Consider the following 25,897-nt stretch of genomic DNA (forward strand, 5'->3'; position numbering starts at 1 on the left):
CTTATTTCATATTTACTTCCCAAACCTTTTACGATATCCACATTTCCTACAAAGCTCTTCAACCGCAACTCTTTTTGAAAATCCATCGACAATGTTTGTTGCTCTTTCACCTTCTATAATGTTAGAAAATGAATCATTATTAATATTTCCAAGGTTAATAATCCCTTCACCATCTAAACAACAAGGAATAACCGTCCCATTCGCTAAAATCCCTGCTTGATTACGAAGTCCATGACAGAATCCTTTCCCATCATCCTCTTCTTCATGTAATGCTGGCCACTGGAATTCATAGTCTTGATTAATAAAGACACGTTCTGCAATTTTTATACCTTTTCCTGGTGTAAGCTTCTCTTCAATCTGATAAGATAGATCAAATTCATTTTCAATTATGGATAATAACTCCCTATTTTTCTGAATTTCAGCATTTGTTTTATTATCCTGAGTTAAATTCCATAACCTTAACGATACAATTAAATCTGATTGACTTGTCGCTTCCCTAATGAAGGAAAGTATACTCCTTACATAGCCCTCTTTATCTTGCGAACCTGGGTGTCCATCAAAACTATGCAGTGAAAAATTCATTTGCCTTAATGCGGGCTTATTTAACAGCCTATGCCTTCTCTTATTAATTAACGTTCCGTTCGTTGTAATATTAACTTTAAACCCTTTTTCATGACTTAAGTCTAATAGTTGATCTATTTTCGGATGGAGCAACGGCTCCCCCTTCACGTGCAAATAAATGTAGTCTGTGTGAGGTTTAATTTGGTCTAATCTTTTAGCAAAATCCTCTACAGAAATGAATTGCTTCTGCCTTTCCGTCGGCGGACAAAAGCTACACGCAAGATTACATACACTCGTAATCTCCAAGTAAAACTTCTTAAACTTCTTCACCTTTAATTCCTCACTTCTCTAACTACTTATACTTTTTCCTCTTCATATTACAGCATATTTTTATGGAAATAGAAACATACTTATTTTAGGAAATCTACATACCATCTAATAATATTTAAAAGACCATCGGTAATTTTTGTCCAATGGTCTTTTTATCCTTTTTATATGCAAAGAATAAATTTATTTATGATACGGTTCATCATAACTATTCTAAATAAGCTTATTTTTTATTATTTTCATAATTAAATTTAACAAAAAAGGTAGTGCCTTCCGATCCTGTTTGAATTTCTATTTTTGCATTATGGCGGGCAGCAATGGCATAACATACACCTAACCCCAATCCAGTTCCATTATGTTTGGTCGTGTAAAATGGCGTACCCAGTTTCTCTAATACTTCAGGCCTGATACCTTTTCCTTGATCCTCCACTGCAAGCACCACACAATTTTGACCTTCCTTGTAGGTGCTAATGGTTAGAACTTTCCCTGTACTCATCGCTTCTAAGCCATTACGATATAGATTCATTAATAATTGCCGTATCTCATTACGATTTAAAAGTAATTTCGGAATGTCATTTGTATCGAATTGAATATATTTATTTTGATTATACGTATCAATCTTTATTAAAGGAATAATATCGCGGATAAGTGAATTTAAATCTAACATCTGCAAATCCAATTTCCTTGTATTACCCATTGAGAGAAATTCAGTAATAATAGAATTGGCACGGTTAAGTTCTTCAATCATTAAATGAAAGTACTTATTATGTTTCTCATAGGTATTCTCTTCTTTTAATAACTGCAAAAATCCTAGTACCGTTGTCATTGGATTTCTAATTTCATGGCTGATACCTGCTGCCATTTGCCCTATTAAATCAATGTTAGATAATCTTTTCAATTCCTGTTCATATTTCTTTTTTTCCGTTATGTTTTTAAAAATACAACAAATACCATCATCATACGGGTATGCAATAACTTCGTGCCAATATTCATCTGCAGTAGAAAGAAATTCGAAATGAACTGTAGTTCGTTCTGACATCGCACGATGAAATTCCTTATACATAACTGTGTCGATATCACTCGGGAAAACATCCCATATATTCTTTCCTAATACATCTTTTGCTGTTTTTCTTTGCGGAAAATATTGGTGCTTATTTACGTACGTAAATTCCCATTTATTATTTAAAGTAAAGAATCCATCCGTAATACATTCAATCACACTTGTAACTTTTTCATTAGCAGCAGCTAGCTCTCCCGTTCGCTCTTCCACTATACTTTCTAGTTTATCCATATATAACAAATTTGAAAACGTGGGGGCTGTGGCATCAACGATAGATTTTGCTAGTTGAATTTGAGAATTATCGTAATTGTGAGCTTTTCCTTCTTTCCCAACGACGATTACCCCTAATACTTCTCCCATTGAAATCAATGGGATCATCAATAAATCCTTACTATCTATATTTTTTGTTTGAATAACTTCTTGGATCTTGGCTTCATAGCTTTTCTCTGTCCAATCAGCTTCTGTCCAATCACAGCCCTTACTTAATTTCGTTGTTTTAATCGTTGTTTTGTCTAGCGGATCTAGAAGATGGGCAGTCATATTTTTACTCTCTAAAATCTGTTCTAAGTAAAAAAAGCATTTATCAAAACTCTCCTGTATCGAGGAACACATTGATAAATCACGGGTAACATTTAGTAACAGCTGCTTCTCAACAATAAGGTTTTCCTTTTGTGTTAAATTATTTGCGTTTTGAATTGCGACCGCGGCCATATTTACATAAGCTTCAACACTTTGAATTTCTGAATCTGTTAAGTTCATCGGGATCCCATAATCAAATAAAAAAACCAGACCAAATAACTCTTGCCTAAATGAGATAGGCAGAGCTAATAAGGACTTAATTTTAAACGCATCAACTGGTCTCGGATCTGGTCGATGATCCTTTGAGGTATCAGGAATATAGATGGTTTTTTTCGTTTCAATAACTTCTTTTGCCAGTAAGTCTATTTCAGGATCAACTACCTGAGTATCGAGTGTTACGCCATTTATGGTCTCTGGTTTTCCTGCAAACCCTCTAAATGTTCCATCTTCCTGGGGTAAATAAATTCCAACAGCATCGCACCTAACAATCTCCTCTGATATCGCCATTGTCACACGCTGCAATACTTCACGTAGTTCTAATTTCGTATTTATTATTTTTGTTATATTCGCGAGCCTAGAATATCTCGTCTGATCACTTACCATTCACATAGCCTCCAGTTATAGGCATAATAAAATAAATATGATAATATCAGCGTCTTACCTTTGTTTTACATAGAATATTTTACTTATGATACGGTTCACCGCGATTAATCCGAAACGCTCTATACACTTGCTCAAGCAACACTAATCGCATTAATTGGTGTGGTAACGTCATCTTTGAAAAAGAAAGTGATTCGTTTGAACGCTTCATTACTTCTGAACTTAGTCCGAGTGATCCACCAATTACAAATGCGACTTTACTCTTTCCGTATGTAGCAAGGCGATCTAGACTGACCGCAAATTCTTCTGATGACTTTTGCTTTCCTTCTATAGCTAATGCAATCACATGCGTGTCATCAGAAATTTTATCCAGTATACGTATACCTTCTTTTTCCTTTACAATTAACATTTCTGCTTCACTTAAATTTTCTGGTGCCTTTTCATCTGGCAATTCAATTAATTCTACTTTTGCGTATGCTGATAATCGTTTTAAGTATTCTGCTATACCTTGTTTCAAATATTTTTCTTTTAATTTCCCAATTGAAATAATCGAGATATTCACACGTATCCTCCACCTTACAAACATGTTATCCACAAAACTTATCCACATATCCACAAACACTACCCACATATTGTGTGAGAATCTGTGTTCGATACAACATATGTCGCCTCGTTTTGACAAAATTCACATGTTTTTTTCTCTTTTTCTGAGTTATCCACACTGTTGATAACCGGTGCAACTTCACACTCATCCACAATAATATCTAACGCTAATTCAACATGTTCTAAACAACAAGGTAAATTCATTTTCTTCACCTCACTTTTCTACAATAGAAAACAGGAGGTAGGCCCTCCTGTTTTTAATACTTTTGAATGCCTAATTTCACTGTTGTTGTTACTCTTTTTGTACCACGATAAAACGTAAGAGTCATTTTATCATTAATTTCCTTATCATATAAGGCCGTGCGGAATCCAATAATATCGCGAATCGGTTTTCCATCTACTGCCACAATAACATCATGTTCTCTTAAACCAGCATCCGCGCCTGGCGAAGGACTTTTCACATCCAAAATACAAACTCCTTCTGTTACAGTACCTGGTAAATGTAATGTTTTTGACCAATAATAGTTTGGAATTTCATTTAATGACCTAAGTTCAATCCCAACATACGGTCTTCTTACTTTTCCATACTTCTCAAGTTCATTCATAATCGGAACAGCCCTAGTCACTGGAATAGCCAGTCCGATTCCTTCTACTTCTTTTGCAGCAATTTTCATTGAATTAATACCAATTAATTGTCCTGCTGCATTTACAAGCGCACCGCCACTATTCCCTGGGTTAATCGCCGCATCTGTTTGTAACACTTCTACTTGCCAATCATAATGTCCATCTTGATCTAAATCTACAGGGACAATACGTTCATTAGCTGAAATAATACCTTGCGTAACAGTTCCAGAGAATTGCAGTCCAAGTGGATTTCCAATCGCAATAACTGGCTCTCCTCTGCGAACAGTATTAGAATCGCCAATTTCAATTATTTTTTTCACATGCTTTGCATCTATTTCTAATACAGCTAAATCTGTGACTACATCGGTTCCTAATACTTTTCCAGGAACCTTCTTACCGTCACTTAGACTTACTTCAATACGATTCGCTCCAGCTACAACATGATTATTCGTTACAATATAAGCTTGACCATCTGTCTTTTTATAAATTACTCCTGATCCTGTACCAGCCTCTGAATCTGCCTCTGAAAAGTTATCTCGTTGAATGTTAATAACACCCACAACAGCTTCAGATGCACGATCAACAGCATCTACAAAGCTAATCTGTTTAATTCCTTGAGCTTCGGCCATATTACTTCCGCTTGCTTCCGCTTGCGGAAGCGTATCAGCAGAATTTGAAAATAAAGGAGCTCCAAACGCAAATAAAGAAGCTCCTACAATTGTTCCCGCTATACTAGAAAGAACTATACCTTTATGCTTCTTTTTTCCTGCACGTTTCATACGATAATTTTCTTCATCAATAAAGGACATATTTGTTCACCCATCTTCCTGAAAACAACTATATTCACCTTTATTGTTTACTAAAATGAAGAATTATACGTATTGAATTTTTGTAGGCATTTTTGGATCTGTATCGTGAATTTCAAAGGATTCACCCACTCCAAATCCTTTTTCCTCTAGTACTTGTGATACTGACATACGAGCTAGTTCTTTCATGTTATTATCTAAGCTTAAATGGGCTAAATAAATATGCTTTGTCTCATCTGTAATTACATCTGCCATCGCTAATGCAGCATCCTCATTACAAACATGCCCAACGTCGCTTAAAATGCGTCGTTTAATGCTCCATGGGTAACGTCCCATACGAAGCATTTCCACATCATGATTACTTTCAAATACGAAAGCATTAGCTCCCTTAATAACGCCCTTCATACGGTCGCTTACGTATCCCGTATCTGTAATAAGCGCTAATTTCCTATTATTATTATGGAAAGCATAAAACATCGGTTCAGCCGCATCATGAGAAACTCCAAATGATTCGACTTCAATATCACCAAATGTTTTCACATCCCCAACTGAGAAAATGAATTTTTGCTCAGTTGGGATATTTCCTATTAAATGTTCCATTGCATTCCATGTTTTCTCATTCGCATAAACGGGTAAATCATATTTTCGCGCCAATACACCTAACCCTTTAATATGATCACTATGCTCATGTGTTACAAGAATACCTGATACATCATTTATATTCAGTTCTGCTTGTTTAAATAAAGCCTCTGTCGCTTTACCACTTAAACCTGCATCGACTAGTAATTTTTTTTCATCGGTTCCTACGTATAGCATATTTCCTGTACTTCCACTTGCAAGTACGCTAAAATGCAACCCCATTATTTCTCACTCCAGTATGTTCATCAACCACTTGATTTTCCTTTTCCCCTAATTCCATAACTTGTCCTTCAATTGCATTCACAAAGAAGTCCTGCTTTTGCTCCGTTTTTAAATTCCACGTTGGAGCAAGTACTTGGTTATTAGAAGTAGATGCGGTAAGAGTGGCATAACCAATTTGCGCTTCTTTAACATGTGTATTTCCATGAATTTTATTTTTTAAATACAAATTTTCTAAAGCTGTTTGAGCCGTAATAATTTCTTGCTCTTTCGTTTTTTCACCTTCGCCCATTTCTTTTAAATCAGTTAGCATTGTCTGCGTATATGAAACAAGTTCATTTTTTTCATTTAATTCCACAACAATCATCGCCTGATTATTATAGAAAATAGGCTTATCTTTATATTTTTGGAAGAAATAAATTTTAGAGTCTTTCACCGCTCCAAATTCATACTTTTGTCCATCCAATACATAGTTCTTCAAAAATTCATTATACTTATCTTTTGATAATGATTTCGTATTTAAAAAAGGCTCTTTTAGCTTACTTTCTATTGTGTACATATTTTGTATATGCGCCGTTTGATTTTTCAAAGACTGTATATCATCTTCTTTAAAGGCTTTATTTTCCGCTCTAATGAATGACTCTTTCTTCGGTTCCTTAGGGATATTCCCTATAGTAATTTTATTTGCTTTTAATTCTTGATCTATCTTTGTTTCTGCAATAAGCTCCAATTGATTACTATCTTGCTTTTGAATGAATTGAAAAATGAGAAAGAGGTCCAAAACAAAAAAGGTCACAATAAATATGGTTTTAATTCGATCCCAATCCATTTAGTCCTCCCTCACTCCACTCATAGATTTGCTGTTTACCCGTTTCACCTTCAACAAGCTTTACATACCAAATTGGTTGTAGTCGAACTACTTGCCCATCTAGTGATAACTTGTATCCAATACCAATATCCTTAATTACTTGTTTCTTTATCTCTGGATTATTTTCTAGGGATGCTATTACAACATGCCCTGACGGAAGAGTAACTTTCTGTTCTATGCCTTTAGTATTTAAAGACAGCAACGGTCTTTCATATTCCATTACTTCTTCTGATCCCCATTTTTGTCTCAATTCAGCTAATCCATCTGTATTGAATACGGAATATCCATCTTCATGTAAGCGAAATACTGTCTCTCCTTTATTCATATAGTCCAAACGATATGAATCCAAACTTCCACTGTGACCACTTACAAATTCAAAGCTTTTTTGTAACAGCATTAAATTATCTATCGTTTTCTCAGTTAAGACAGAAGAGTTTTTATACTTTAGCATGTGACGATCGTTTTCAATTTCCATGGATCTAATACCATCTGTAAATGTTTCTTTCGATATCTCAGTAATCGGACTTAAATAACGAGGATCACTAAACAGAGCATTCTTAAACGTATCAACTGCTAAATTAGATGAAATATATGTTATATTGTTTAACTCTGTCGTGCCATCTGGTAAAAATAACTTTTTCATATCATTGATTTGATAATCAAAATAGGGCTTTGCTGATACTATAAATTGATTTTGAGCATTTACAATATCTTTTAAATACACACCACTTAATTTTGCCTCATATATTTTAAAGTTATCACCATCAGAAACAAAGTTAATTTTAATTTCTTGATCCTTACTCCTAGAAGGATCAAGGAGAATACGATTAAAATGTTTAGGCTTATCTGTACTTTTCTCTTTCATGTTAAACATAGATTTAACTGCATCAAATGGGATATCAGTAGGGAAAACAAGTTCAATTTTCCCTTCACCATGCACATAGGATAGGAAATCACCCTTAGTGATTGATATCTCTCTAAACTCATGTAGTTCCCCTACTTCCAAAGGCTTATAGATTGATTCTATATCTGCCTCTCTTCTGCTCCCATAATGATTTTTATCTTTATGCACGATGATAGAAGTAGGACGGACAACATCGGAAATTTTAGTTTGATTCGTTCCTTCATTGCCCTGTACAAATTTTGCATTTTGCATGGATGTAGAATCTGGCACATACGTCCATAGGTTAAAAGTAAGAAACAGGCTAATTACAACTAGGTTAATTAAAACTATTGTTTTAAAGTTTTCCATACTCATTCCCAATCGTCCTCTTCATCTGCTGCCATTGGTAACGTGAAATAAATAGTTGTCCCTTTTCCTTCTTCACTCTTCGCCCAAATAGAGCCACCATGTGCCTCGATCATTTCTTTTGCAATTGCTAATCCAAGTCCCGTACCACCCATTTGTCTTGAACGAGCTTTATCTACGCGATAAAAACGTTCAAAGATTTTATCAACGTTTTCTTTTGGAATACCCATTCCTTGGTCACTTACGCTAATTTCTAATAAATCACCGCGATCACGTAAGCGATATGTTACTGTTCCACCTTCTGGTGAATACTTTAATGCGTTAGAAATAATGTTATACAGCACTTGAGTAATTTTGTCAGTATCCATATCAATAAACCTAGACTTCTTAGAGAAAGATCGTTTGAAACTTACATTTTGTTCTTTAGACATTTCAAAGCGATCAATAATATTATTAAAGAAATCAGTAAAGTCGACCCATTCTTTCATTAAACGGTGCTCTGTACTATCAAGTTTAGATAACTGTAACAACGCATTTACAAGTCTAATCATTCTTTCTGTTTCTTCTTGTGTAACCGTTAAAAATTGTGGCGCAATATTCGGATCCTGCCATGCTCCATCTGTAAGTGCCTCTAAATAACTGCGCATCGTCGTTAATGGCGTCCTTAATTCATGAGAGACATTCGCTACAAACTCACGGCGTTCCCTTTCTATACGCTCCTGCTCTGTTACATCATATAATACGGCAATTAAACCATTTGCCTTCCCTGTTTCTTTTTGAATAACAGAGAAACTAGCACGTAAAATATATGGTTCATTTCTCGTACTAAAATCTAATAAAACAGAATCTGGCTCTTCATATAAATGATCGAGCGTAAATTCTTCCTGTATCCCTAATACCTCTAAAACAGATTGATCAAGCGCTGTTTCACGAGAAACATTTAACATCTTTTCCGCAGGGTCATTTAGTAAAATAATATCCCCTTTTCGGTCAGTAGCAATTACTCCATCTGTCATATGAGATAAAACAGATGATAGTTTACGCCTTTCACTTTCTGTAGAAGAACGAGCTTGTTGTAATTTTTTTGATAAATTATTGAAGGATAATGCCAGTTGTCCAATTTCATCATGGCTATGCACCTTTACTTTTCTCGAATAATTTCCTTTTGCCATTTCGATTGCTTGTCTCCGCATATCTGAAATTGGTCTTGTAATTGTTTGAGCCAATAAAATCCCAAGTACGGCCGTTACTAATAAGGCAATTACTGTTCCCGTAGCAAAAATTTGATTTATATCCTTCATTTGTTTATATACATCTTCCATAGATGCAACGATGTATATAACACCAAGCGCATCCTTGCCATTATCATCGAGAATCGGAGTAAGCATAACTTGAACACGATGGCCTGTACTACCATCCTTCTCAATTTTCACTTCTGGCTTTTTTTGCACCAACACTCGCTGAACAGCTATATCAGTTGATGTTCTATTCACCTTATTCTGCTTTGATTCATCTGAAATAGCCAGTAACTTTCTATGCGAATCAAATACACTTACCTCTTGTATAACTTTTTTTTGATCAGAGGCAAACTTTCGAATAGAAGTTTTAATCGTTTCATCTGTTGACTCTGTTTCTGCTTTTGTATAACTTTTTTTAAATTCTTGTTTCAAGTTATATGATAATAAGTTTGTTTGCTGCGTTAAAGAATCCCTAAAACCTTGTACTAGGCTCTTCTCTAATTCCCTTACAAAATATACCCCAATAACTTGCATCGCTATTAATATTAATAGCATATATATAAGCACAAATTTTAAATGAATAGATTGAAAAAAACCAACTTTCTTCATATACTATTCCTGCTCTGGGTCACGCAAGTAATACCCTACTCCACGTCTAGTTACAATTAAAGTAGGATGGCTTGGATTATCTTCAATTTTTTCACGCAAACGACGTACTGTTACGTCTACTGTGCGCACATCTCCAAAATAGTCATAACCCCAAACTGTTTGTAATAAATGTTCGCGTGTCATAACTTGTCCTAAGTGTTTCGCTAAATAATGTAGCAACTCAAATTCACGATGTGTAAGCTCGATATTTTCCTCGCGCTTCGTTACACTATATGCATTTGGATTAATAACAATTGGTCCAATAACCATTTCTGTATTTTCTTCTTTTTCTGCAGCACCACCTTGTTGGTGACGGCGTAAATTCGCCTTCACACGAGCAAGTAATTCTCTCGTGCTAAATGGCTTCGTTACATAATCATCTGCCCCAAGCTCAAGCCCTAATACTTTATCAATCTCAGAGTCCTTTGCTGTAAGCATAATAATCGGCATTTCTGAACTTTTACGTATTTCACGACAAACCTCTAAGCCATCTTTACCTGGTAGCATAATATCTAATAAAACCATATCTGGTTGTTCTTCATTAGCTTTTTCAATTGCTTCATCACCATCATGCGCCATTACTATTTCAAAACCTTCTTTTTCTAGGTTAAACTTCAAAATATCTGCAATCGGCTTTTCATCATCAACTACTAAAATTTTCTTTCCCATCATCGTCTATTTCCTCCTTATAAAAATATGGTCAATAATCCCTAAACATATTGATGTTTACATAGTATGTCCTATATGACCGCATCCTTTGTTTAAGTATTTTCTCCTCTATTCTCATAGACTCATGTATGATCCACTTTTACACGGAATCCTATACGATCTATAGAAAAACCTCTAGCTTCAACTGCTAGAGGCTCCTCGTTCTATTTTAAAATAACTACTCAGTTTTGTAAAATTACATAAATAAAAAGGATATTAAGTGGGCCCACTTAATATCCTGAGAGTGGCTCGGGACGGAATCGAACCGCCGACACGAGGATTTTCAGTCCTCTGCTCTACCGACTGAGCTACCGAGCCAAAACTATATATAAAACCACTAATGGTGGTATAAACAAAAGTGGCGGTCCCGACCGGGGTCGAACCGGCGATCTCCTGCGTGACAGGCAGGCATGTTAACCACTACACCACGGGACCAAAAATAAGCATAAAAAAAAACATGACCCGTACGGGATTCGAACCCGTGTTACCGCCGTGAAAGGGCGGTGTCTTAACCACTTGACCAACGGGCCACGAAAAATAAAATGGTGAGCCATGAAGGATTCGAACCTTCGACCCTCTGATTAAAAGTCAGATGCTCTACCAACTGAGCTAATGGCTCATACTCACCAACGTCATATTTTCGTGACGACAAGATGTATCATAACATGTATTCTGTATTCTTCGCAATACTTTTTTTCATTTTTTTATAAAAGATAAGAAAAAACTCATGCGGACATGAGTTTTTTCTTAAAATATCAATTAAGCTTCGTATACATTACGAACAATATTCGTTTGGTTACGATCTGGTCCAACTGAGAACATAGATAATTGAATTCCTGTTAACTCAGAAACACGTTCTACGTATTTTCGTGCATTTTCAGGAAGCTCGTCTAATGATTTTACACCAGTAATATCTTCTGTCCAACCTGGAAGCTCTTCATATACAGGCTCACATTTCGCTAAAATGTTTAAGTTTGCTGGAACTTCATCGATAACTTCGCCATTGTATTTGTAAGCAACACAAATTTTAAGAGTTGGAATATCTGTTAAAACGTCGATAGAATTTAATGATAGATCCGTTAAACCACTAACACGACGCGCATGTCTTACAACAACGCTATCGAACCAACCTACGCGGCGCGGACGACCAGTTGTTGTTCCGTACTCACGACCAACTTCACGAATTTGATGACCAATTTCATCATTAAGTTCAGTAGGGAATGGACCGTCACCAACACGGCTTGTATATGCTTTACATACACCTACAACGCGAGTAACTTTCGCAGGACCAACTCCAGTTCCAACTGTTACACCACCCGCAATCGGGTTAGAAGATGTAACGAATGGGTACGTACCGTGGTCAATATCAAGCATAACACCTTGTGCACCTTCAAATAATACACGGTGATTGTTATCTAGTGCATCATTTAATACAACAGATGTGTCGCATACATATTGTGCGATTTGTTGTCCATATTCGAAGTACTCTTCAAAGATTTCTTCTACACTGAAACCTTCTGTATCGTACATTTTTTCAAACAAACGATTTTTCTCTACTAAATTGCGCTCAAGCTTCTCTTTAAATGCTTCACGATCTAAAAGATCAGCCATACGGATACCAATACGAGCAGCTTTATCCATATATGCAGGACCGATACCTTTTTTCGTTGTACCGATTTTGTTATCACCTTTACTAGCCTCTTCTAACTCATCTTGTTTTAAGTGATAAGGTAAAATAACGTGTGCACGGTTACTTACACGTAAATTATCAGTACTTACACCACGGTCGTGTAAGTATTTTAACTCTTCAAGTAATGCTTTCGGATCTACTACTAAGCCATTTCCGATTACACAAATTTTCTCTTTATAGAAAATACCAGATGGAATTAAGTGTAACTTATATTTAACTCCGCCGAAAACAATTGTATGTCCCGCGTTATTTCCACCTTGATATCTTGCAACTACTTCCGCATGCTCAGAAAGAAAATCAGTGATTTTACCTTTTCCTTCGTCGCCCCATTGTGTTCCTACAACTACTACTGAAGACATTATTAAAGCACCTCCGCAATTTTCAAACGATCTATTCAAACAATATAATTGTACCAAAACCGAAAAAGAAGTCAACCAAAAAGCGAACATTTTTTTATTAAAAATCATTTTCGTTCGTAAGAATTATGTTTTCACCTTATGAAAGCCTTATCTTTACCCCATAAAAAAAAGAAACACATCTTATTATAAGAAATGTGTTTCTTTTTTATACTGCCTTTATGCCCCATCCTCAAAGCGTCGTTCTAAGTTAACGAACTTATTGAACTCTTTGACGAATGCAAGTTCCACTGAACCTACTGGACCGTTACGTTGCTTTGCAATGATAATTTCAATCGTATTTTTATTTTCCGTTTCACGGTCATAGTAATCTTCACGATATAGGAAAGCTACAATATCAGCATCCTGCTCAATACTTCCAGATTCACGAATATCAGACATCATCGGGCGTTTATCCTGACGAGATTCTACACCACGAGATAACTGTGATAAGGCAATAACAGGCACTTGCAATTCACGTGCAATCCCTTTTAAAGTACGAGAAATCTCAGATACTTCCTGCTGACGGTTCTCACCTGATTTCCCACTTCCTTGAATAAGCTGTAAGTAGTCAATTAAAACCATTCCAAGACCTTGTTCTTGCTTTAGTCTACGACATTTTGCTCGAATCTCATTTACCTTAATTCCCGGTGTATCATCAATATATATACCGGCATTTGAAAGACTCCCCATCGCCATTGTTAATTTCGCCCAATCATCAGAAGTTAGTGACCCGGTACGAAGTCTTTGCGCATCGATATTTCCTTCTGCACAAAGCATACGCATAACAAGCTGATCGGAGCCCATCTCCAAACTAAAAATCGCTACATTTTCATCCGTTTTCGTCGCTACGTTTTGTGCGATGTTTAATGAAAATGCAGTTTTCCCTACTGACGGACGTGCTGCTACGATGATTAAATCATTTCGCTGGAAACCTGCCGTCATCTTATCTAATTCAGTAAATCCAGTTGGTATCCCAGTAACTTCACCTTTTTGATTATGCAAAAGTTCAATTTTATCATAAGCATCCACAAGAACATCTTTAATATTTTGAAATGCTTTTGCATTCGTTTGATGGGATACTTCTAATATTTTTTTCTCGGCCTCATTTAAAAGGCCGTCCACGTCATCTTCTCTCTCGTATCCATCCGACACTATATGAGTCGCTGTTCGAATTAAACGGCGTAAAAGTGCCTTTTCAGCAATGATACGTGCATAATATTCAACGTTAGCAGCTGTTGGAACAACTTCTGCTAACTCTGCTAGATAAGACACTCCACCAACTTCTTCTAGTAATCCTTGATCAGCCATCGCTGATGTCATTATTACTAAGTCGATCGGTTCTCCTTTATCAGATAATCCAAGCATGACCTCAAAAATCTTTTGATGTTTCGTTCGATAGAATGAATCAGGTACCAATAACTCCGATGCTGACGTTAACGCATCTTGATCAATTAATATGGCACCTAAAACCGCCTGCTCGGCCTCTATATTATGCGGAGGGGTACGATCAGCAAGTACATCACTCATACGCAATCCTCCTTGCTTAATTTATTTTTATTGTTCACTAACATGAACTTTTACTGTCGCTGTTACTTGCGGATGCAATTTCACTGTTACATTTGTGTAGCCTAATGCACGAATTGCATCATCCATTTCAAATTTACGTTTATCAAGTTTAATTTTATGTGATTTTTGCATCGCATCTACGATTTGTTTGCTCGTAATAGAACCGAATAAACGGCCACCTTCTCCAGATTTCGCCTTTAATTCTACAGTTAATTTCTCTAAAGTCTCTTTTAACTCTTTTGCATTTTCAAGCTCTGCTGCTGCATCTTTTTCTTCTTTACGCTTTTGAGCTTCTAAAGTTTTCATACTGCTATTTGTTGCTTCAGCAGCTAATCCTTGTTTTAGTAAGAAGTTATTTGCATAGCCATCCGGTACGTTTTTTATTTCTCCTTTTTTACCTTTACCTTTTACGTCTTTTAGAAAAATTACTTTCATGATTGTGTGCCTCCCTGTAAATAGTCATCAATAACAAATCGAAGCTTCTCCTCAGCTTCATCTACTGTAACATTTTTCATTTGTGTGGCTGCATTAGTCAAATGCCCGCCACCGCCTAAGTTTTCCATAATTAGCTGCACATTCACTTCACCTAAAGACCTGCTGCTAATTCCAATGAGATTCTCACCACGTTTCGCAACAACAAATGATGCAATAATCCCTGTCATCGTTAATAACGTGTCTGCCGATTGCGCAATAAGCACTTGATCGTAGTAATCATCACTATCAACTTTAGCAATCGCAATTCCATTTTTATAAATGTACGCATTTTTTATAGCTTTTGCAACCCGTAAATACTGATCCATATCTTCCTTTAAAAGTTCTTGTACAAGTACAGTATCTGCACCATGTGAGCGTAAATAAGAAGCAGCATCAAATGTACGAGCCCCTGTCCGGAATGTGAAACTTTTCGTGTCGACAATAATACCTGCTAACAATGCCGTCGCTTCTAGCATTGTCATCTTTAAATTTTTAGGTTGATACTCAAGTAATTCTGTAACCAATTCTGCCGTTGAAGAAGCATATGGTTCCATATAAACTAGCAATGGGTCTTCAATAAAATCTTCCCCACGACGATGATGATCAATAACTACTACATTTTCAATTTTATGTAACAGTTTTTGCTCCATCACCATAGAAGGTTTATGCGTATCAACAACAACAAGTAACGACTCATCATTTGCAAATTCCATCGCTTGCTCTGGAGTAATAAAATGAGACCATAACTCCTCATTTTGTTTCACTTTGTCCATCAAGCGTTTAATTCCCTTATCAGAATCATTTTCATCTAATACAATATATCCTTTACGCTCGTTTAATTGAGCCACTTTTAAAATACCAATCGCAGCACCAATCGCGTCCATATCAGGAGCCCTATGCCCCATGATAATGACATTACTACTTTCTAATACTAAATCCTTTAACGCATGCGAAATGACCCTAGCACGTACACGGGTACGCTTTTCAACCGGATTTGTCTTACCTCCATAGAACTTAACTTTACCTGTCGCTTGTTTAATAGCTACTTGGTCTCCCCCGCGCCCAAGCGCAAGGTCTAAACCAGATTGAGCCATTGCCCCAAGCTCTGACAAAGGTAAATCACCTGATCCGACACCTACACTTAATGTAAGTGGTATATTCCTTTTAGACGTTTCTTCACGCACCTGATCTAAAATACTAAATTTCCCTTTCTCCATCTGCGTCAGAATACTTTCATTTAGCACAACGAAGAATCTTTCTGAAGATGCACGTTTTAAATACGCACCATACTTAAGTGCCCATTCATTTAGTCGCGATGTCACAAGACTTGTTATATTCGTACGTAATTGATCATCTAATCCTTGTGTAACTTCATCATAATTATCCAAATAAATGACAGCTAAAACAGTTCGTTGATCCTCATACATCTTTTCGATTTCCGTTTGTTCCGTTACATCAAAGAAATAAATTAACTTTTCTTCTTTCCTTACAAAAACACGAAACTTTCGATTATTTAAAGAGACTATATCATCAGAAGTTTCTCCTTTAATGAAAAGAAGTAATGTTTCTGATACATCGTAAAGGTGCCATCCAGCTAACGCATGCTGTCCCAGGCATGAAGATAAATAAGGATTTGCCCAATCAATCCCGTAATCCTTATTGTATAACAAAATACCAATCGGCATTTGGTTAAATGCTTCATTACTGACTTTCTTTACCCTCGTAATCATATCTGTCGTATGCTTTTCGAAATTCCTTTGAAAATTAAGTTCAAATCGTATAACGATAAAGAATACGATACAAAAAATGATAAAAGCAGCTATCCCCATAATTAAATGAAAATAACAGAGAATTGAAATGAGAACAAATACAAAAAATGCCAATACATAAACAGGATATAAAAACCACTGTTTCTTATCAAATTCAGGCATGTATACAACTCCTATAAAGTAAAACTAACTCACCTTCCAGTTAGTTAAACAGATTAAAATAGTATAAGGAATATTATTTTATTCCCCTATTTTAGAACGCAACGAAATCCCTAAGTCAATTATACCTAAGATTGTCACAAGAGGAAACAGCATCGGAATAAACATGCATACAATAAAACTAATAATAGGAACCCCTTTAGTAAAACCTGTTCTATACGCTAAAAAGGAAATGAATGTCAGCCCTTGCAGTACAAGCAATAGTGCAAATATTACATATATGTTAGAAAATATCATATATAAATATGATGTTGGTTCTACTTTTATAAAAGTTGCTAACAAAATAAATATAACGTAATACCAAACAATACTCTTTGGTAATTGTATATCTTTAAATTTAGGCCAAGGTATAATGTCATGTTTTAACTTTTTCAAAACACTACCTGATATTATCACTGTAATCCAAGAAAAACATACTGAAACTAGAACAAGTATACTTGGAAATAACGATTGTAATATATCATTCATTTGTGTAAGTAACTCTTTTTGTTCCTTACTAATCGGCATACCTATAGCACTTACTATCTTTTCACTTTGCACCATACTTTCACTAAACACACTTTGCATTTGCTTCATTATATCTATGTTGAAAAACTTTATACTCGCAACATAAATAAGTACAAAACCAATTAAGTATGCAAGCGTCCCCGCTATTAAGATTTCCACTGGCTTTTTTCTTGTTTTATACATATACCCTAAAACAATCCCTATCAATCCAAACATAGTTGTCTTCACTAAATTCATAGGTTGACTCACAATAATAGTAACAAAAAGTGCTGCTACAAAAATCACAAGCACATTAGATAGTTTATGTCTTATCGTTAATAGTATAAATGGTAACGGCAACGCAAAAGTTACAACAGTACCTAAAATTGGAACATACATAGATATAAGCAATAAAATTGCATATATAGCTAATAACGCTGCGCCTTCTGTAATAAACTTTGTTTGTTTCACATTTTGACCTCTCTTTCAAAAAAGAAAAGCATAGCAAAATGCACAGTAGAGTCCGACTCTACTGTGCATTTCATACGCTATTATTCACCAACATATGGTAAAAGTGCCATTTGACGAGCACGTTTAATTGCAACTGTAAGTTTGCGTTGGTATTTTGCGCTTGTCCCTGTTACACGACGAGGTAAAATTTTACCACGCTCAGAAACGAAACGTTTTAATAAATCAACATCTTTATAGTCAATGCGAGTGATGCCGTTAGCTGTGAAGAAACACACCTTACGACGTTTCGCACGTCCACCTTTGCGTCCTGCCATGTCTATTTCCCTCCATTCTTTGTTAAAACTAACAAATTTACTGTATTAGAACGGTAAATCGTCGTCGGAAATGTCGATCGGTTGACCTACATTTGAAAATGGATCGTCATTCTTCGTAAATCCAGAGTTCCCTTGATTACCTTGGTTACCTGAATTACTAGATTGACCAAATGGGTTAGAGCCTTGGTTACCGAAACCAGCTCCTGATGGTTGCTGATTGAATGAACCACGTTGCTCCCCACCGCCATTACGCGGCTCTAAAAATTGTACGCTTTCCGCAAGAACTTCTGTTACATATACACGTTTACCGTCTTGTCCATCGTAATTACGAGTTTGAAGACGTCCATCTACGCCTGCTAAGCTTCCTTTTTTCAAATAATTCGCTACGTTTTCTGCTTGTTTACGCCATATTACACAATTAATAAAGTCAGCTTCACGCTCACCTTGTTGATTCGCAAATGCGCGATTCACAGCTAACGTAAAAGTAGCTACTGCAACACCATTGGGCGTGTAACGTAAGTCAGGGTCCTTAGTTAAACGACCAACGAGGATAACACGATTCATCAATCGAACCACTCTCCCTTATATATCAATTATTTTTCTTCTTCTTTAACAACGATATGACGAAGGATGTCTTCGTTGATCTTAGCTAAACGGTCGAATTCGTTAATCGCTTCTGCGTTAGAGTTCACGTTTAAGATCATGTAGAAACCTTCACGTAAGTCGTTGATTTCGTAAGCTAAACGACGCTTACCCCACTCTTTCGTGTTAATGATTTCTGCACCATTGTTTGTTAAAACACCTGCAAAACGTTCAACTAAAGCTTTTTGAGCTTCTTCTTCAACGCCAGGACGAATGATGTACATAATTTCGTACTTTCTCATTACACTTTCACCTCCTTTTGGTCTAAACGGCCCATAATGGGCAAGGAGCAATTAATTTATAGTAATTACTCACGAGTTTAGATTATATCATAGTAAGTTATATGAATCAACTCACCAATACATAAAAAACTTGGCAAACATATAATATATTCGCCAAGCTCATATCTTTATTTTTCCTAGGAAATATTAGATTAAACGTTAAAACGGAAGTGCATAACATCTCCGTCTTTTACGATATACTCTTTTCCTTCTAAACGTACTTTTCCAGCTTCTTTTGCAGCTGTCATAGAACCGTTTGTCATTAAGTCATCGTAAGAAACTGTTTCTGCACGAATAAATCCACGCTCAAAGTCTGTATGAATAACACCAGCACATTGTGGCGCCTTCATACCTTGTTTAAATGTCCAAGCACGTACTTCTTGAACGCCAGCTGTAAAGTAAGTAGCAAGTCCTAATAGGTCATATGCTGCACGAATTAATTGATCTAAACCAGACTCTTCAATACCTAGTTCTTCAAGGAATACTTTTTTCTCTTCCTCGTCTAATTCAGCGATTTCTGATTCGATTTTTGCACATACAACGATTACTTGAGAATTTTCATTTTCTGCAAATTCTTTTACCATTTGTACGTATTTATTTTCCGAAGGATCGATAACATCGTCTTCACTTACGTTCGCTACGTATAACATTTCTTTTGTTGTAAGTAAATGAAGGCCTTTAACAATCTTCATCTGCTCTTCTGTAAATTCAACAGTACGAGCTGGTTTCCCCTCTTCAAAAGCCTCTTTTAAACGAACTAAAATTTCATGCTCATATACAGCTTCTTTATCTTTTTGTCTTGCTAATTTCGCAACACGCTCGATACGCTTATCAACAGACTCTAAGTCCGCTAAAATTAGCTCTAAGTTGATTGTTTCGATATCATCAATTGGATCTACTTTCCCTGAAACGTGCGTAATATTTTCGTCTTCAAAACAACGAACAACTTGGCAAATTGCATCTACTTGACGAATGTGAGATAAGAATTTATTTCCTAAACCTTCACCTTTACTAGCACCTTTTACGATACCTGCAATATCAGTAAACTCAAATACAGTCGGAACAGTCTTTTTCGGTTCTACTAATTCCGTTAATTTATTTAAACGCTCATCTGGTACTTCTACAATCCCTACGTTTGGATCAATTGTACAGAATGGATAGTTTGCAGATTCTGCTCCTGCTTGTGTAATTGCATTAAATAAAGTGGACTTACCTACGTTAGGTAATCCAACAATCCCAGCCGTTAATCCCATATTTTTCACTCCTATGTCTCAATCTTTCATCATTATAGATAGTAACGAAAAAAATGACAAGTTTCCGCCAAACGAAAAAAAGTAACAGTTACCTACTGTAACTGTTACTCTCCCTCTATTCTTCGTGCTTCACAAGTATTTTTTTCACCTTACGATCAAACTCTCTTCGAGTAATCATTACTGAATGGTCACATCCCTCGCACTTAATACGGATATCCATTCCCATACGAATAATTTTCCAACGATTCTCGCCACATGGATGTGCTTTCTTCATTTCCACAACATCGTACAAGTTATATTCCTTTTGCTCCACTCTTCAAACTCCTCTCCATACTAAATTGCTTTTCCACTAACCAATTCTTCACGATTGTATAAAACCATACGTGGATATGGAATTTCAATTCCATGTAAATCAAGACGATTTTTAATCTCTTTACGAAGTGCCCTTGCAATAACTGCATGTTGCATCGGCTCTACTTCAGCGATAACGCGTAATATAACTTCTGATGCAGCTAACGTTTGCACACCTAATAATTGAGGTGTTGTTACCATTTTTTCATACTTTGAAGGTAACTCTACTAATAAATCTTCAATAACCTGTTCTGCTTTCGCAATATCAGCCTCATATGAAATAGATACATCAACAAACGCTACACTATTACTAACTGAATAGTTAGTAACTTGAATAATACTTCCATTTGGTAAAGTATGAATTTCACCTGTCCAACTCTTTACTTTCGTTGTACGAAGTCCAATTTCTAAAACGACTCCTTCAAATTGACCGATTTTAACATAATCGCCAACTGAAAACTGATCTTCTAGCAAAATAAATAAACCTGTAATAACGTCTTTCACTAAACTTTGAGCACCAAATCCGACTGCTAAACCAATTACCCCAGCACCCGCTAATAAACCTGATGCATTAATATCAAACACACCTAAAATCGCAATTAGCATAATGAACATAACAACATACGCTACAATATTTTCAAGTAATTTCGCCACTGTAACTGTACGACGTTCTGAAATTTGAATTGGAGAACGACTCCCCATACGAAACGCATTTCGTACAACCGCTCTTGCAATTCGCACAACAACTGCACCAATTATTAAAATAATACATATTTTTAATGTCGCAACTCCAATATGAGCCCAACGATCAGCATCTAATAAATACTGTTTCGTAGAATTAAACCACTTCGTTAATAAATCCATGTACCTCTACCTCTCTAGCTAAAATTTCTTTTTAGTTATCCTTATTATTGTATCAGAAGTCCTCTAATTGCTGAAAAAAATTTATGATTTTAATCCTATTTTATCCCCGCCATTCAGGTATAAAATGGAACGAATATATATATACTAGTACTATTATTTCCGTTTTCATTCACATTTTGCAAAAATTACGCACTTATAGCTTTCCATTTTTCTCACCATATAACATATATTGAAAATTTATTAAAAGGATGGGTGCTTCATGAACATTGGAAGTTTTCGCTTACCATTTTTTGAGAAAGAAACTCAAAACGTTATGCACCAAGATCTAGAAGCCTCTGAGATAATCAGTAATTTCTTACTTACCCATATTCCTATTAAAACTAATATACCACTCATTCTCGTTTGTATCGGAACAGATCGTTCTACCGGTGACGCACTCGGCCCGTTAGTTGGTACAAAACTTGAACAAATAGACATCAAAAACCTCCAAATATTCGGTACACTGGATGAGCCAGTACATGCACTAAATTTAGAAGAAAAAATTCAGAATATACAGAAAGAACATCCTACTGCATTTATAATTGCTGTTGATGCATGTTTAGGAAAGTCCCAAAATATTGGGTCAATCACTACTGGAAAGGGACCTAGTAAACCTGGTGCTGCTATGAATAAGAAATTACCTGCAGTTGGTGATCTGCATATACACGGTATCGTCAATCTAAATGGGTTTATGGAGTTTTTCGTTCTTCAAAATACAAGATTAAGTTTAGTCATGAAAATGGCTGATGTAATCGCACAAAGTATAAAAGAGACGGATCAAAAATTATCCGCATTAAAAAAAGCAAACCATCTATAAATAATAAGATGGTTTGCTTTTTAATTTTTCTGTGCTAATAGTTCTAAAATACGATTTAAATCTTCTTTATTAAAAAATTCAATTTCGATTTTACCTTTTTCTTTTTTCGTCTCTTTAATTTTCACATCTGTGCCAAACTTTTCTCTTAAGAACGTTTCACGTTCTACGAAAAATATATTTCGCTCTTTTTTCACTTTTTTTGTTTCACGTGAAACGTGTTGATTAATCTCTTGGACGATTTTCTCTAATTGACGAACATTTAATCCTTCTTTTTCAATGCGTTTCAATAAGGACTTCAATTGTTCTTCGTCTTTTATCGTAAGTAAAGTTCTCCCATGAGCCATTGAAAGTTGACCATTTGCAATCATATCTTGGACGAACGAAGGGAGGCTTAATAACCGAGTATAATTTGCAATGTAAGGTCTGCTTTTGCCAAGACGTTTCGCTAATTGTTCTTGCGTTACATTTAGCTCATTCATTAACATCTGGTATGCCATTGCCTCTTCCATAGGATTTAAATCTTCTCGTTGTAAGTTTTCTAACAAAGCAAATTCCATCATTTGCTGTTCAGTTAATTGTCTTACAACCGCAGGTACCTTTTCTAAACCAGCCTCTTTTGCAGCACGAAATCGTCTTTCACCTGCAACGATTTCATATCCTTTAATACTCTTTCTAGCAATTAATGGTTGTAGAATACCGTGTTCCTTAATCGAAATTGCTAATTCCTGAATAGCCTCTTTATTAAAGTGTTTACGCGGTTGATATGGATTTGGCCTTAATTCAGTTACAAGAATCTCCTGAATTGTTTCCTCTTCTTTCACATCTAAATCAGGAAAAAACACATTAATTCCTCTTCCTAATCCTTTAGCCACCTGCAATCACTTCCTCTGCTAAATCTATATATACTTCTGCTCCTCTTGATTTAGCGTCATACTGCATAATAGGTTTCCCATGACTTGGAGCCTCGCTCAAGCGTACATTACGCGGAATAATCGAGCGATATACTTTATCCCTAAAATACTTTTTCACTTCATCTATAACTTGGATCCCTAAATTTGTACGAGCATCCAACATTGTTAACAATACGCCTTGAATTGCTAAATTTTTATTTAAATGTTTTTGTACAAGTCGAACTGTATTTAATAGCTGACTTAATCCTTCTAGTGCATAATATTCACACTGTACAGGAATAATAACAGAATCTGCTGCTGTTAATGCATTAATCGTTAATAACCCTAAAGACGGGGGACAGTCGATAATAATATAATCATATTCATCACGAACTGGCTGTAATGCTCTTTGCAAACGTACTTCCCGGGAAATAGTCGGTACCAATTCAATTTCAGCACCAGCCAATTGAATTGTAGCGGGTAGAACATCTAAGTTTTCAGTTGCGGTTTTCTGTATAACCCCTTGAACATCTGCATCTTCCACAAGAACGTTGTAAATACATTGATCTAATTCAGATTTTTCAATTCCCACACCAGTCGTTGCATTTCCTTGAGCATCAATATCTACAAGAAGGACTTTTTTACCTACTTGCGCCAATCCAGCCCCTAAATTAACAGATGTTGTGGTTTTTCCAACACCGCCTTTTTGATTAGCAATAGCAATGATTTTTCCCATGATGTCACCTACTTTCAACCTTTCTATCTTATTCTAGTAACAATTACGTTTATTGTAACATGAAATAAAACTTTTTCTTTTACGTCCTTTATTAAACTTCAAAATTTATTTCTAAACTCCTTCTTCATTTAACAAGAAAATATAGTAAAAGAGACCTCTCCAATAGGATAAGGTCTCTAACACGTCATTATTATTTTTTCTTTGGAATTTTAATTGTAATTTGATAGTACTCATCAAATTCTTCTTCCTCAGAATTAACATTTAAACCACTTTCAGTAACCATTTGTAAAGATTGTCTAATTGTATTCATAGCAATCCTCGTATCTCGACTTACTGCTTTTTGCTTTGCCTTACGCTTCGGTTTTGCTTCCTCTAGTAACTTCGCAATTCGTTCTTCTGTTTGCTTTACATTCAGTTGTTTCTCCACAATTTCCTGTAAAACCTTCAGTTGTAATTCCTCATTTTTTAAAGGAATGAGAGCGCGGGCATGACGTTCTGTAATGCTTTTTTCTAATAATGCACTTTTTATTTCTTCAGGCAACTTTAACAATCGCAACTTATTTGCGATTGTAGATTGTCCTTTTCCAAGTCGTTGTGCCAATGCTTCTTGTGTTAAATTATGTAACTCAATCAGCTTTTGATATGCCACAGCTTCCTCGATTGCCGTTAGTTCCTCACGTTGCAAGTTTTCAATTAAAGCTACAGAAGCTGTCTCTGTATCATTTAAGTTCTTTATAATTGCAGGAACCTTTTCCCAACCTAACTTTGTTGCCGCGCGAAAACGTCTTTCTCCAGCAATAATCTCGTACTTATCGTCCTCATATTGCCTTACAACAATCGGCTGAATAAGTCCATGTGTACGAATCGTTAATGCTAGCTCATCAATACGCGCATCATCAAAAACTGTTCTTGGTTGATAACGGTTAGGGGTAATATTTACTATCGGAATTTCTTGTATTTCCTCATATACCTTTTTATCTATCTCTTCATGGCTTTCGTCTTGTAATTCGAATTCGCTCTCTTTATCTCCAAAGCCAAATAAACGAGAAAACGTATTTTTCATACATATTCCACCACCTTTTAGGCCTATTGACTATTCTCCATAAAATGTTTCCTATGAAACATTTACGTTTTCATTTATATAATTTAATCTTACGTCTAATAAGATTTATTTTTCAATAGGTAATTTATTGGGTGTTCCCGGTTTGCGTGGATATTTCTTTGGTGTCTTGCGCTTTTTCTCGATTAATAAAATATTACGTTCACTCTCTTCAAACGGTAATTGGAACGTAGACATCTCTTTTAACTCTCCACCTAGAACCTCTAAAGCATACTTGCCATTTTCGATTTCTTCGTTTGCTGCTGCACCTTTCATTGCAATGAATATTCCTCCAACTTTTACAAGTGGTAAACATAGCTCACTTAATACAGAAAGACGCGCAACTGCACGTGCCATTACAATATCGTATGATTCACGTACACCTTCTTTTTTCCCAAATGTTTCAGCACGATCATGACAAAATGCAACATCACTTAATTCTAACTTTTGTGCTAAGTGATTTAAGAAATTAATACGTTTTTGCAATGAATCTACAATTGTTACTTTTAAGTGCGGGAAACAGATTTTTAAAGGAATACTTGGGAATCCAGCCCCTGCACCAACATCACAAATTGAGAATGGTTTTGAAAAATCATAATAAAAAGCAGCTGTAATGGAATCAAAAAAGTGTTTTAAGTATACTTCTTCTTTTTCTGTAATAGCCGTTAAGTTCATTTTTTCATTCCACTCTACTAATGTTTCAAAGTAGATTTTGAACTGCTCTAATTGTCTAGAAGAGAGGGTGATTCCCTTCTCTTCTAGCATAGATTGAAATTGTTCTATGTTCATCTAGCAATATCTCCTTACTA

At 35.7% G+C, this 25,897-nt stretch carries 26 protein-coding genes and 4 tRNA genes; 1 reads left to right on the forward strand and 29 read right to left on the reverse strand.

The features are described from left to right. Window positions 1–12: 12 nt before the first annotated feature. From ACW0JX_RS26665 to ACW0JX_RS26785, 25 genes are all read right to left on the reverse strand, one after another. Complete coding sequence (locus ACW0JX_RS26665) at window positions 13–891, reverse strand: radical SAM/SPASM domain-containing protein (protein ID WP_000713633.1); 879 nt, start codon at window positions 889–891, stop codon at window positions 13–15. A gap of 220 nt (window positions 892–1,111) precedes the next feature. Next, entirely contained in the window at window positions 1,112–3,130 is a 2,019-nt protein-coding gene (locus tag ACW0JX_RS26670; protein WP_089172073.1) for a GAF domain-containing sensor histidine kinase, read from the reverse strand. A 79-nt stretch (window positions 3,131–3,209) separates the two neighbouring features. Then, window positions 3,210–3,689: a 23S rRNA (pseudouridine(1915)-N(3))-methyltransferase RlmH gene (gene rlmH / locus ACW0JX_RS26675; protein ID WP_089172074.1), complete on the reverse strand. Its 480-nt coding sequence runs from the start codon at window positions 3,687–3,689 to the stop codon at window positions 3,210–3,212. 59 nt (window positions 3,690–3,748) lie between these two features. Then, complete coding sequence (locus tag ACW0JX_RS26680; protein ID WP_001052833.1) at window positions 3,749–3,934, reverse strand: CxxH/CxxC protein; 186 nt, start codon at window positions 3,932–3,934, stop codon at window positions 3,749–3,751. Between the two features lie 53 nt (window positions 3,935–3,987). Then, window positions 3,988–5,163 (reverse strand): S1C family serine protease, encoded by a 1,176-nt coding sequence (locus ACW0JX_RS26685; RefSeq protein ID WP_000008031.1) that lies wholly within the window; start codon window positions 5,161–5,163, stop codon window positions 3,988–3,990. Between the two features lie 63 nt (window positions 5,164–5,226). After that, window positions 5,227–6,021, reverse strand: a complete 795-nt coding sequence (locus tag ACW0JX_RS26690; RefSeq protein WP_000522837.1) for an MBL fold metallo-hydrolase — start codon at window positions 6,019–6,021, stop codon at window positions 5,227–5,229. Then, window positions 6,005–6,847 (reverse strand): two-component system regulatory protein YycI, encoded by an 843-nt coding sequence (locus tag ACW0JX_RS26695; RefSeq protein ID WP_000383720.1) that lies wholly within the window; start codon window positions 6,845–6,847, stop codon window positions 6,005–6,007. The genes ACW0JX_RS26690 and ACW0JX_RS26695 overlap by 17 nt, the downstream gene beginning before the upstream one ends. Beyond that, entirely contained in the window at window positions 6,828–8,144 is a 1,317-nt protein-coding gene (locus ACW0JX_RS26700; RefSeq protein ID WP_000061569.1) for a YycH family regulatory protein, read from the reverse strand. Before ACW0JX_RS26700 ends, ACW0JX_RS26695 begins: the two co-directional genes overlap by 20 nt. Then, window positions 8,141–9,982, reverse strand: a complete 1,842-nt coding sequence (gene walK, locus ACW0JX_RS26705) for a cell wall metabolism sensor histidine kinase WalK (RefSeq protein WP_000755367.1) — start codon at window positions 9,980–9,982, stop codon at window positions 8,141–8,143. The genes ACW0JX_RS26700 and walK overlap by 4 nt, the downstream gene beginning before the upstream one ends. A gap of 3 nt (window positions 9,983–9,985) precedes the next feature. Continuing rightward, window positions 9,986–10,693: a cell wall metabolism DNA-binding response regulator WalR gene (gene walR, locus ACW0JX_RS26710; RefSeq protein ID WP_000971865.1), complete on the reverse strand. Its 708-nt coding sequence runs from the start codon at window positions 10,691–10,693 to the stop codon at window positions 9,986–9,988. 281 nt (window positions 10,694–10,974) lie between these two features. Then, window positions 10,975–11,047 (reverse strand) — tRNA-Phe (locus tag ACW0JX_RS26715). A gap of 41 nt (window positions 11,048–11,088) precedes the next feature. Continuing rightward, a tRNA-Asp gene (locus ACW0JX_RS26720) sits at window positions 11,089–11,164 on the reverse strand. A gap of 23 nt (window positions 11,165–11,187) precedes the next feature. Further along, window positions 11,188–11,259, reverse strand: a tRNA-Glu gene (locus tag ACW0JX_RS26725). A 13-nt stretch (window positions 11,260–11,272) separates the two neighbouring features. Then, window positions 11,273–11,348, reverse strand: a tRNA-Lys gene (locus tag ACW0JX_RS26730). 140 nt (window positions 11,349–11,488) lie between these two features. Then, window positions 11,489–12,778, reverse strand: a complete 1,290-nt coding sequence (locus tag ACW0JX_RS26735) for an adenylosuccinate synthase (protein WP_000100230.1) — start codon at window positions 12,776–12,778, stop codon at window positions 11,489–11,491. A gap of 216 nt (window positions 12,779–12,994) precedes the next feature. Further along, complete coding sequence (gene dnaB / locus ACW0JX_RS26740; RefSeq protein WP_001286147.1) at window positions 12,995–14,344, reverse strand: replicative DNA helicase; 1,350 nt, start codon at window positions 14,342–14,344, stop codon at window positions 12,995–12,997. A gap of 27 nt (window positions 14,345–14,371) precedes the next feature. Further along, window positions 14,372–14,818 (reverse strand): 50S ribosomal protein L9, encoded by a 447-nt coding sequence (gene rplI / locus ACW0JX_RS26745; RefSeq protein ID WP_000864223.1) that lies wholly within the window; start codon window positions 14,816–14,818, stop codon window positions 14,372–14,374. Continuing rightward, window positions 14,815–16,788 carry a DHH family phosphoesterase gene (locus ACW0JX_RS26750; protein WP_001113779.1) on the reverse strand — a complete coding sequence of 658 codons (1,974 nt, stop codon included), beginning with the start codon at window positions 16,786–16,788 and terminating at the stop codon, window positions 14,815–14,817. The genes rplI and ACW0JX_RS26750 overlap by 4 nt, the downstream gene beginning before the upstream one ends. A gap of 78 nt (window positions 16,789–16,866) precedes the next feature. Then, the gene (locus ACW0JX_RS26755; RefSeq protein WP_459245247.1) at window positions 16,867–17,802 is read right to left on the reverse strand and encodes a YybS family protein; all 936 of its coding nucleotides are present in this window, start codon (window positions 17,800–17,802) and stop codon (window positions 16,867–16,869) included. Window positions 17,803–17,882: 80 nt separating this feature from the next. Beyond that, a complete protein-coding gene (gene rpsR / locus ACW0JX_RS26760; protein ID WP_000918873.1) occupies window positions 17,883–18,116 on the reverse strand; it encodes a 30S ribosomal protein S18 in 234 nt (77 codons plus the stop codon). 45 nt (window positions 18,117–18,161) lie between these two features. Continuing rightward, a complete protein-coding gene (gene ssb, locus ACW0JX_RS26765) occupies window positions 18,162–18,683 on the reverse strand; it encodes a single-stranded DNA-binding protein (protein ID WP_002094213.1) in 522 nt (173 codons plus the stop codon). 26 nt (window positions 18,684–18,709) lie between these two features. Beyond that, on the reverse strand, window positions 18,710–19,000 hold the full coding sequence (rpsF, locus tag ACW0JX_RS26770) for a 30S ribosomal protein S6 (RefSeq protein ID WP_001233781.1): 291 nt from the start codon (window positions 18,998–19,000) through the stop codon (window positions 18,710–18,712). A 191-nt stretch (window positions 19,001–19,191) separates the two neighbouring features. Continuing rightward, entirely contained in the window at window positions 19,192–20,292 is a 1,101-nt protein-coding gene (gene ychF, locus ACW0JX_RS26775) for a redox-regulated ATPase YchF (protein WP_000524670.1), read from the reverse strand. 115 nt (window positions 20,293–20,407) lie between these two features. Continuing rightward, window positions 20,408–20,605 (reverse strand): DUF951 domain-containing protein, encoded by a 198-nt coding sequence (locus ACW0JX_RS26780; RefSeq protein ID WP_000435486.1) that lies wholly within the window; start codon window positions 20,603–20,605, stop codon window positions 20,408–20,410. Window positions 20,606–20,625: 20 nt separating this feature from the next. After that, the gene (locus ACW0JX_RS26785) at window positions 20,626–21,507 is read right to left on the reverse strand and encodes a mechanosensitive ion channel family protein (RefSeq protein ID WP_000365111.1); all 882 of its coding nucleotides are present in this window, start codon (window positions 21,505–21,507) and stop codon (window positions 20,626–20,628) included. A gap of 259 nt (window positions 21,508–21,766) precedes the next feature. Between ACW0JX_RS26785 and yyaC the strand changes: the two genes are divergently transcribed. Beyond that, the gene (yyaC, locus tag ACW0JX_RS26790) at window positions 21,767–22,363 is read left to right on the forward strand and encodes a spore protease YyaC (protein WP_053563259.1); all 597 of its coding nucleotides are present in this window, start codon (window positions 21,767–21,769) and stop codon (window positions 22,361–22,363) included. 20 nt (window positions 22,364–22,383) lie between these two features. On the opposite strand, the gene spo0J is transcribed toward yyaC, so the two are convergent. The 4 genes from spo0J to rsmG all read right to left on the reverse strand — a co-directional run bounded on the left by spo0J (window position 22,384) and on the right by rsmG (window position 25,877). Continuing rightward, the gene (gene spo0J, locus ACW0JX_RS26795; RefSeq protein WP_001051832.1) at window positions 22,384–23,235 is read right to left on the reverse strand and encodes a stage 0 sporulation protein Spo0J; all 852 of its coding nucleotides are present in this window, start codon (window positions 23,233–23,235) and stop codon (window positions 22,384–22,386) included. Then, on the reverse strand, window positions 23,228–23,989 hold the full coding sequence (gene soj / locus ACW0JX_RS26800) for a sporulation initiation inhibitor protein Soj (protein ID WP_000516114.1): 762 nt from the start codon (window positions 23,987–23,989) through the stop codon (window positions 23,228–23,230). The genes spo0J and soj overlap by 8 nt, the downstream gene beginning before the upstream one ends. Window positions 23,990–24,179: 190 nt before the next feature. Next, the gene (noc, locus tag ACW0JX_RS26805; protein WP_000799016.1) at window positions 24,180–25,052 is read right to left on the reverse strand and encodes a nucleoid occlusion protein; all 873 of its coding nucleotides are present in this window, start codon (window positions 25,050–25,052) and stop codon (window positions 24,180–24,182) included. Window positions 25,053–25,157: 105 nt separating this feature from the next. Continuing rightward, window positions 25,158–25,877: a 16S rRNA (guanine(527)-N(7))-methyltransferase RsmG gene (rsmG, locus tag ACW0JX_RS26810; RefSeq protein WP_459245248.1), complete on the reverse strand. Its 720-nt coding sequence runs from the start codon at window positions 25,875–25,877 to the stop codon at window positions 25,158–25,160. Window positions 25,878–25,897: the final 20 nt, after the last annotated feature.

Source organism: Bacillus sp. C-3-6 (assembly GCF_054509685.1).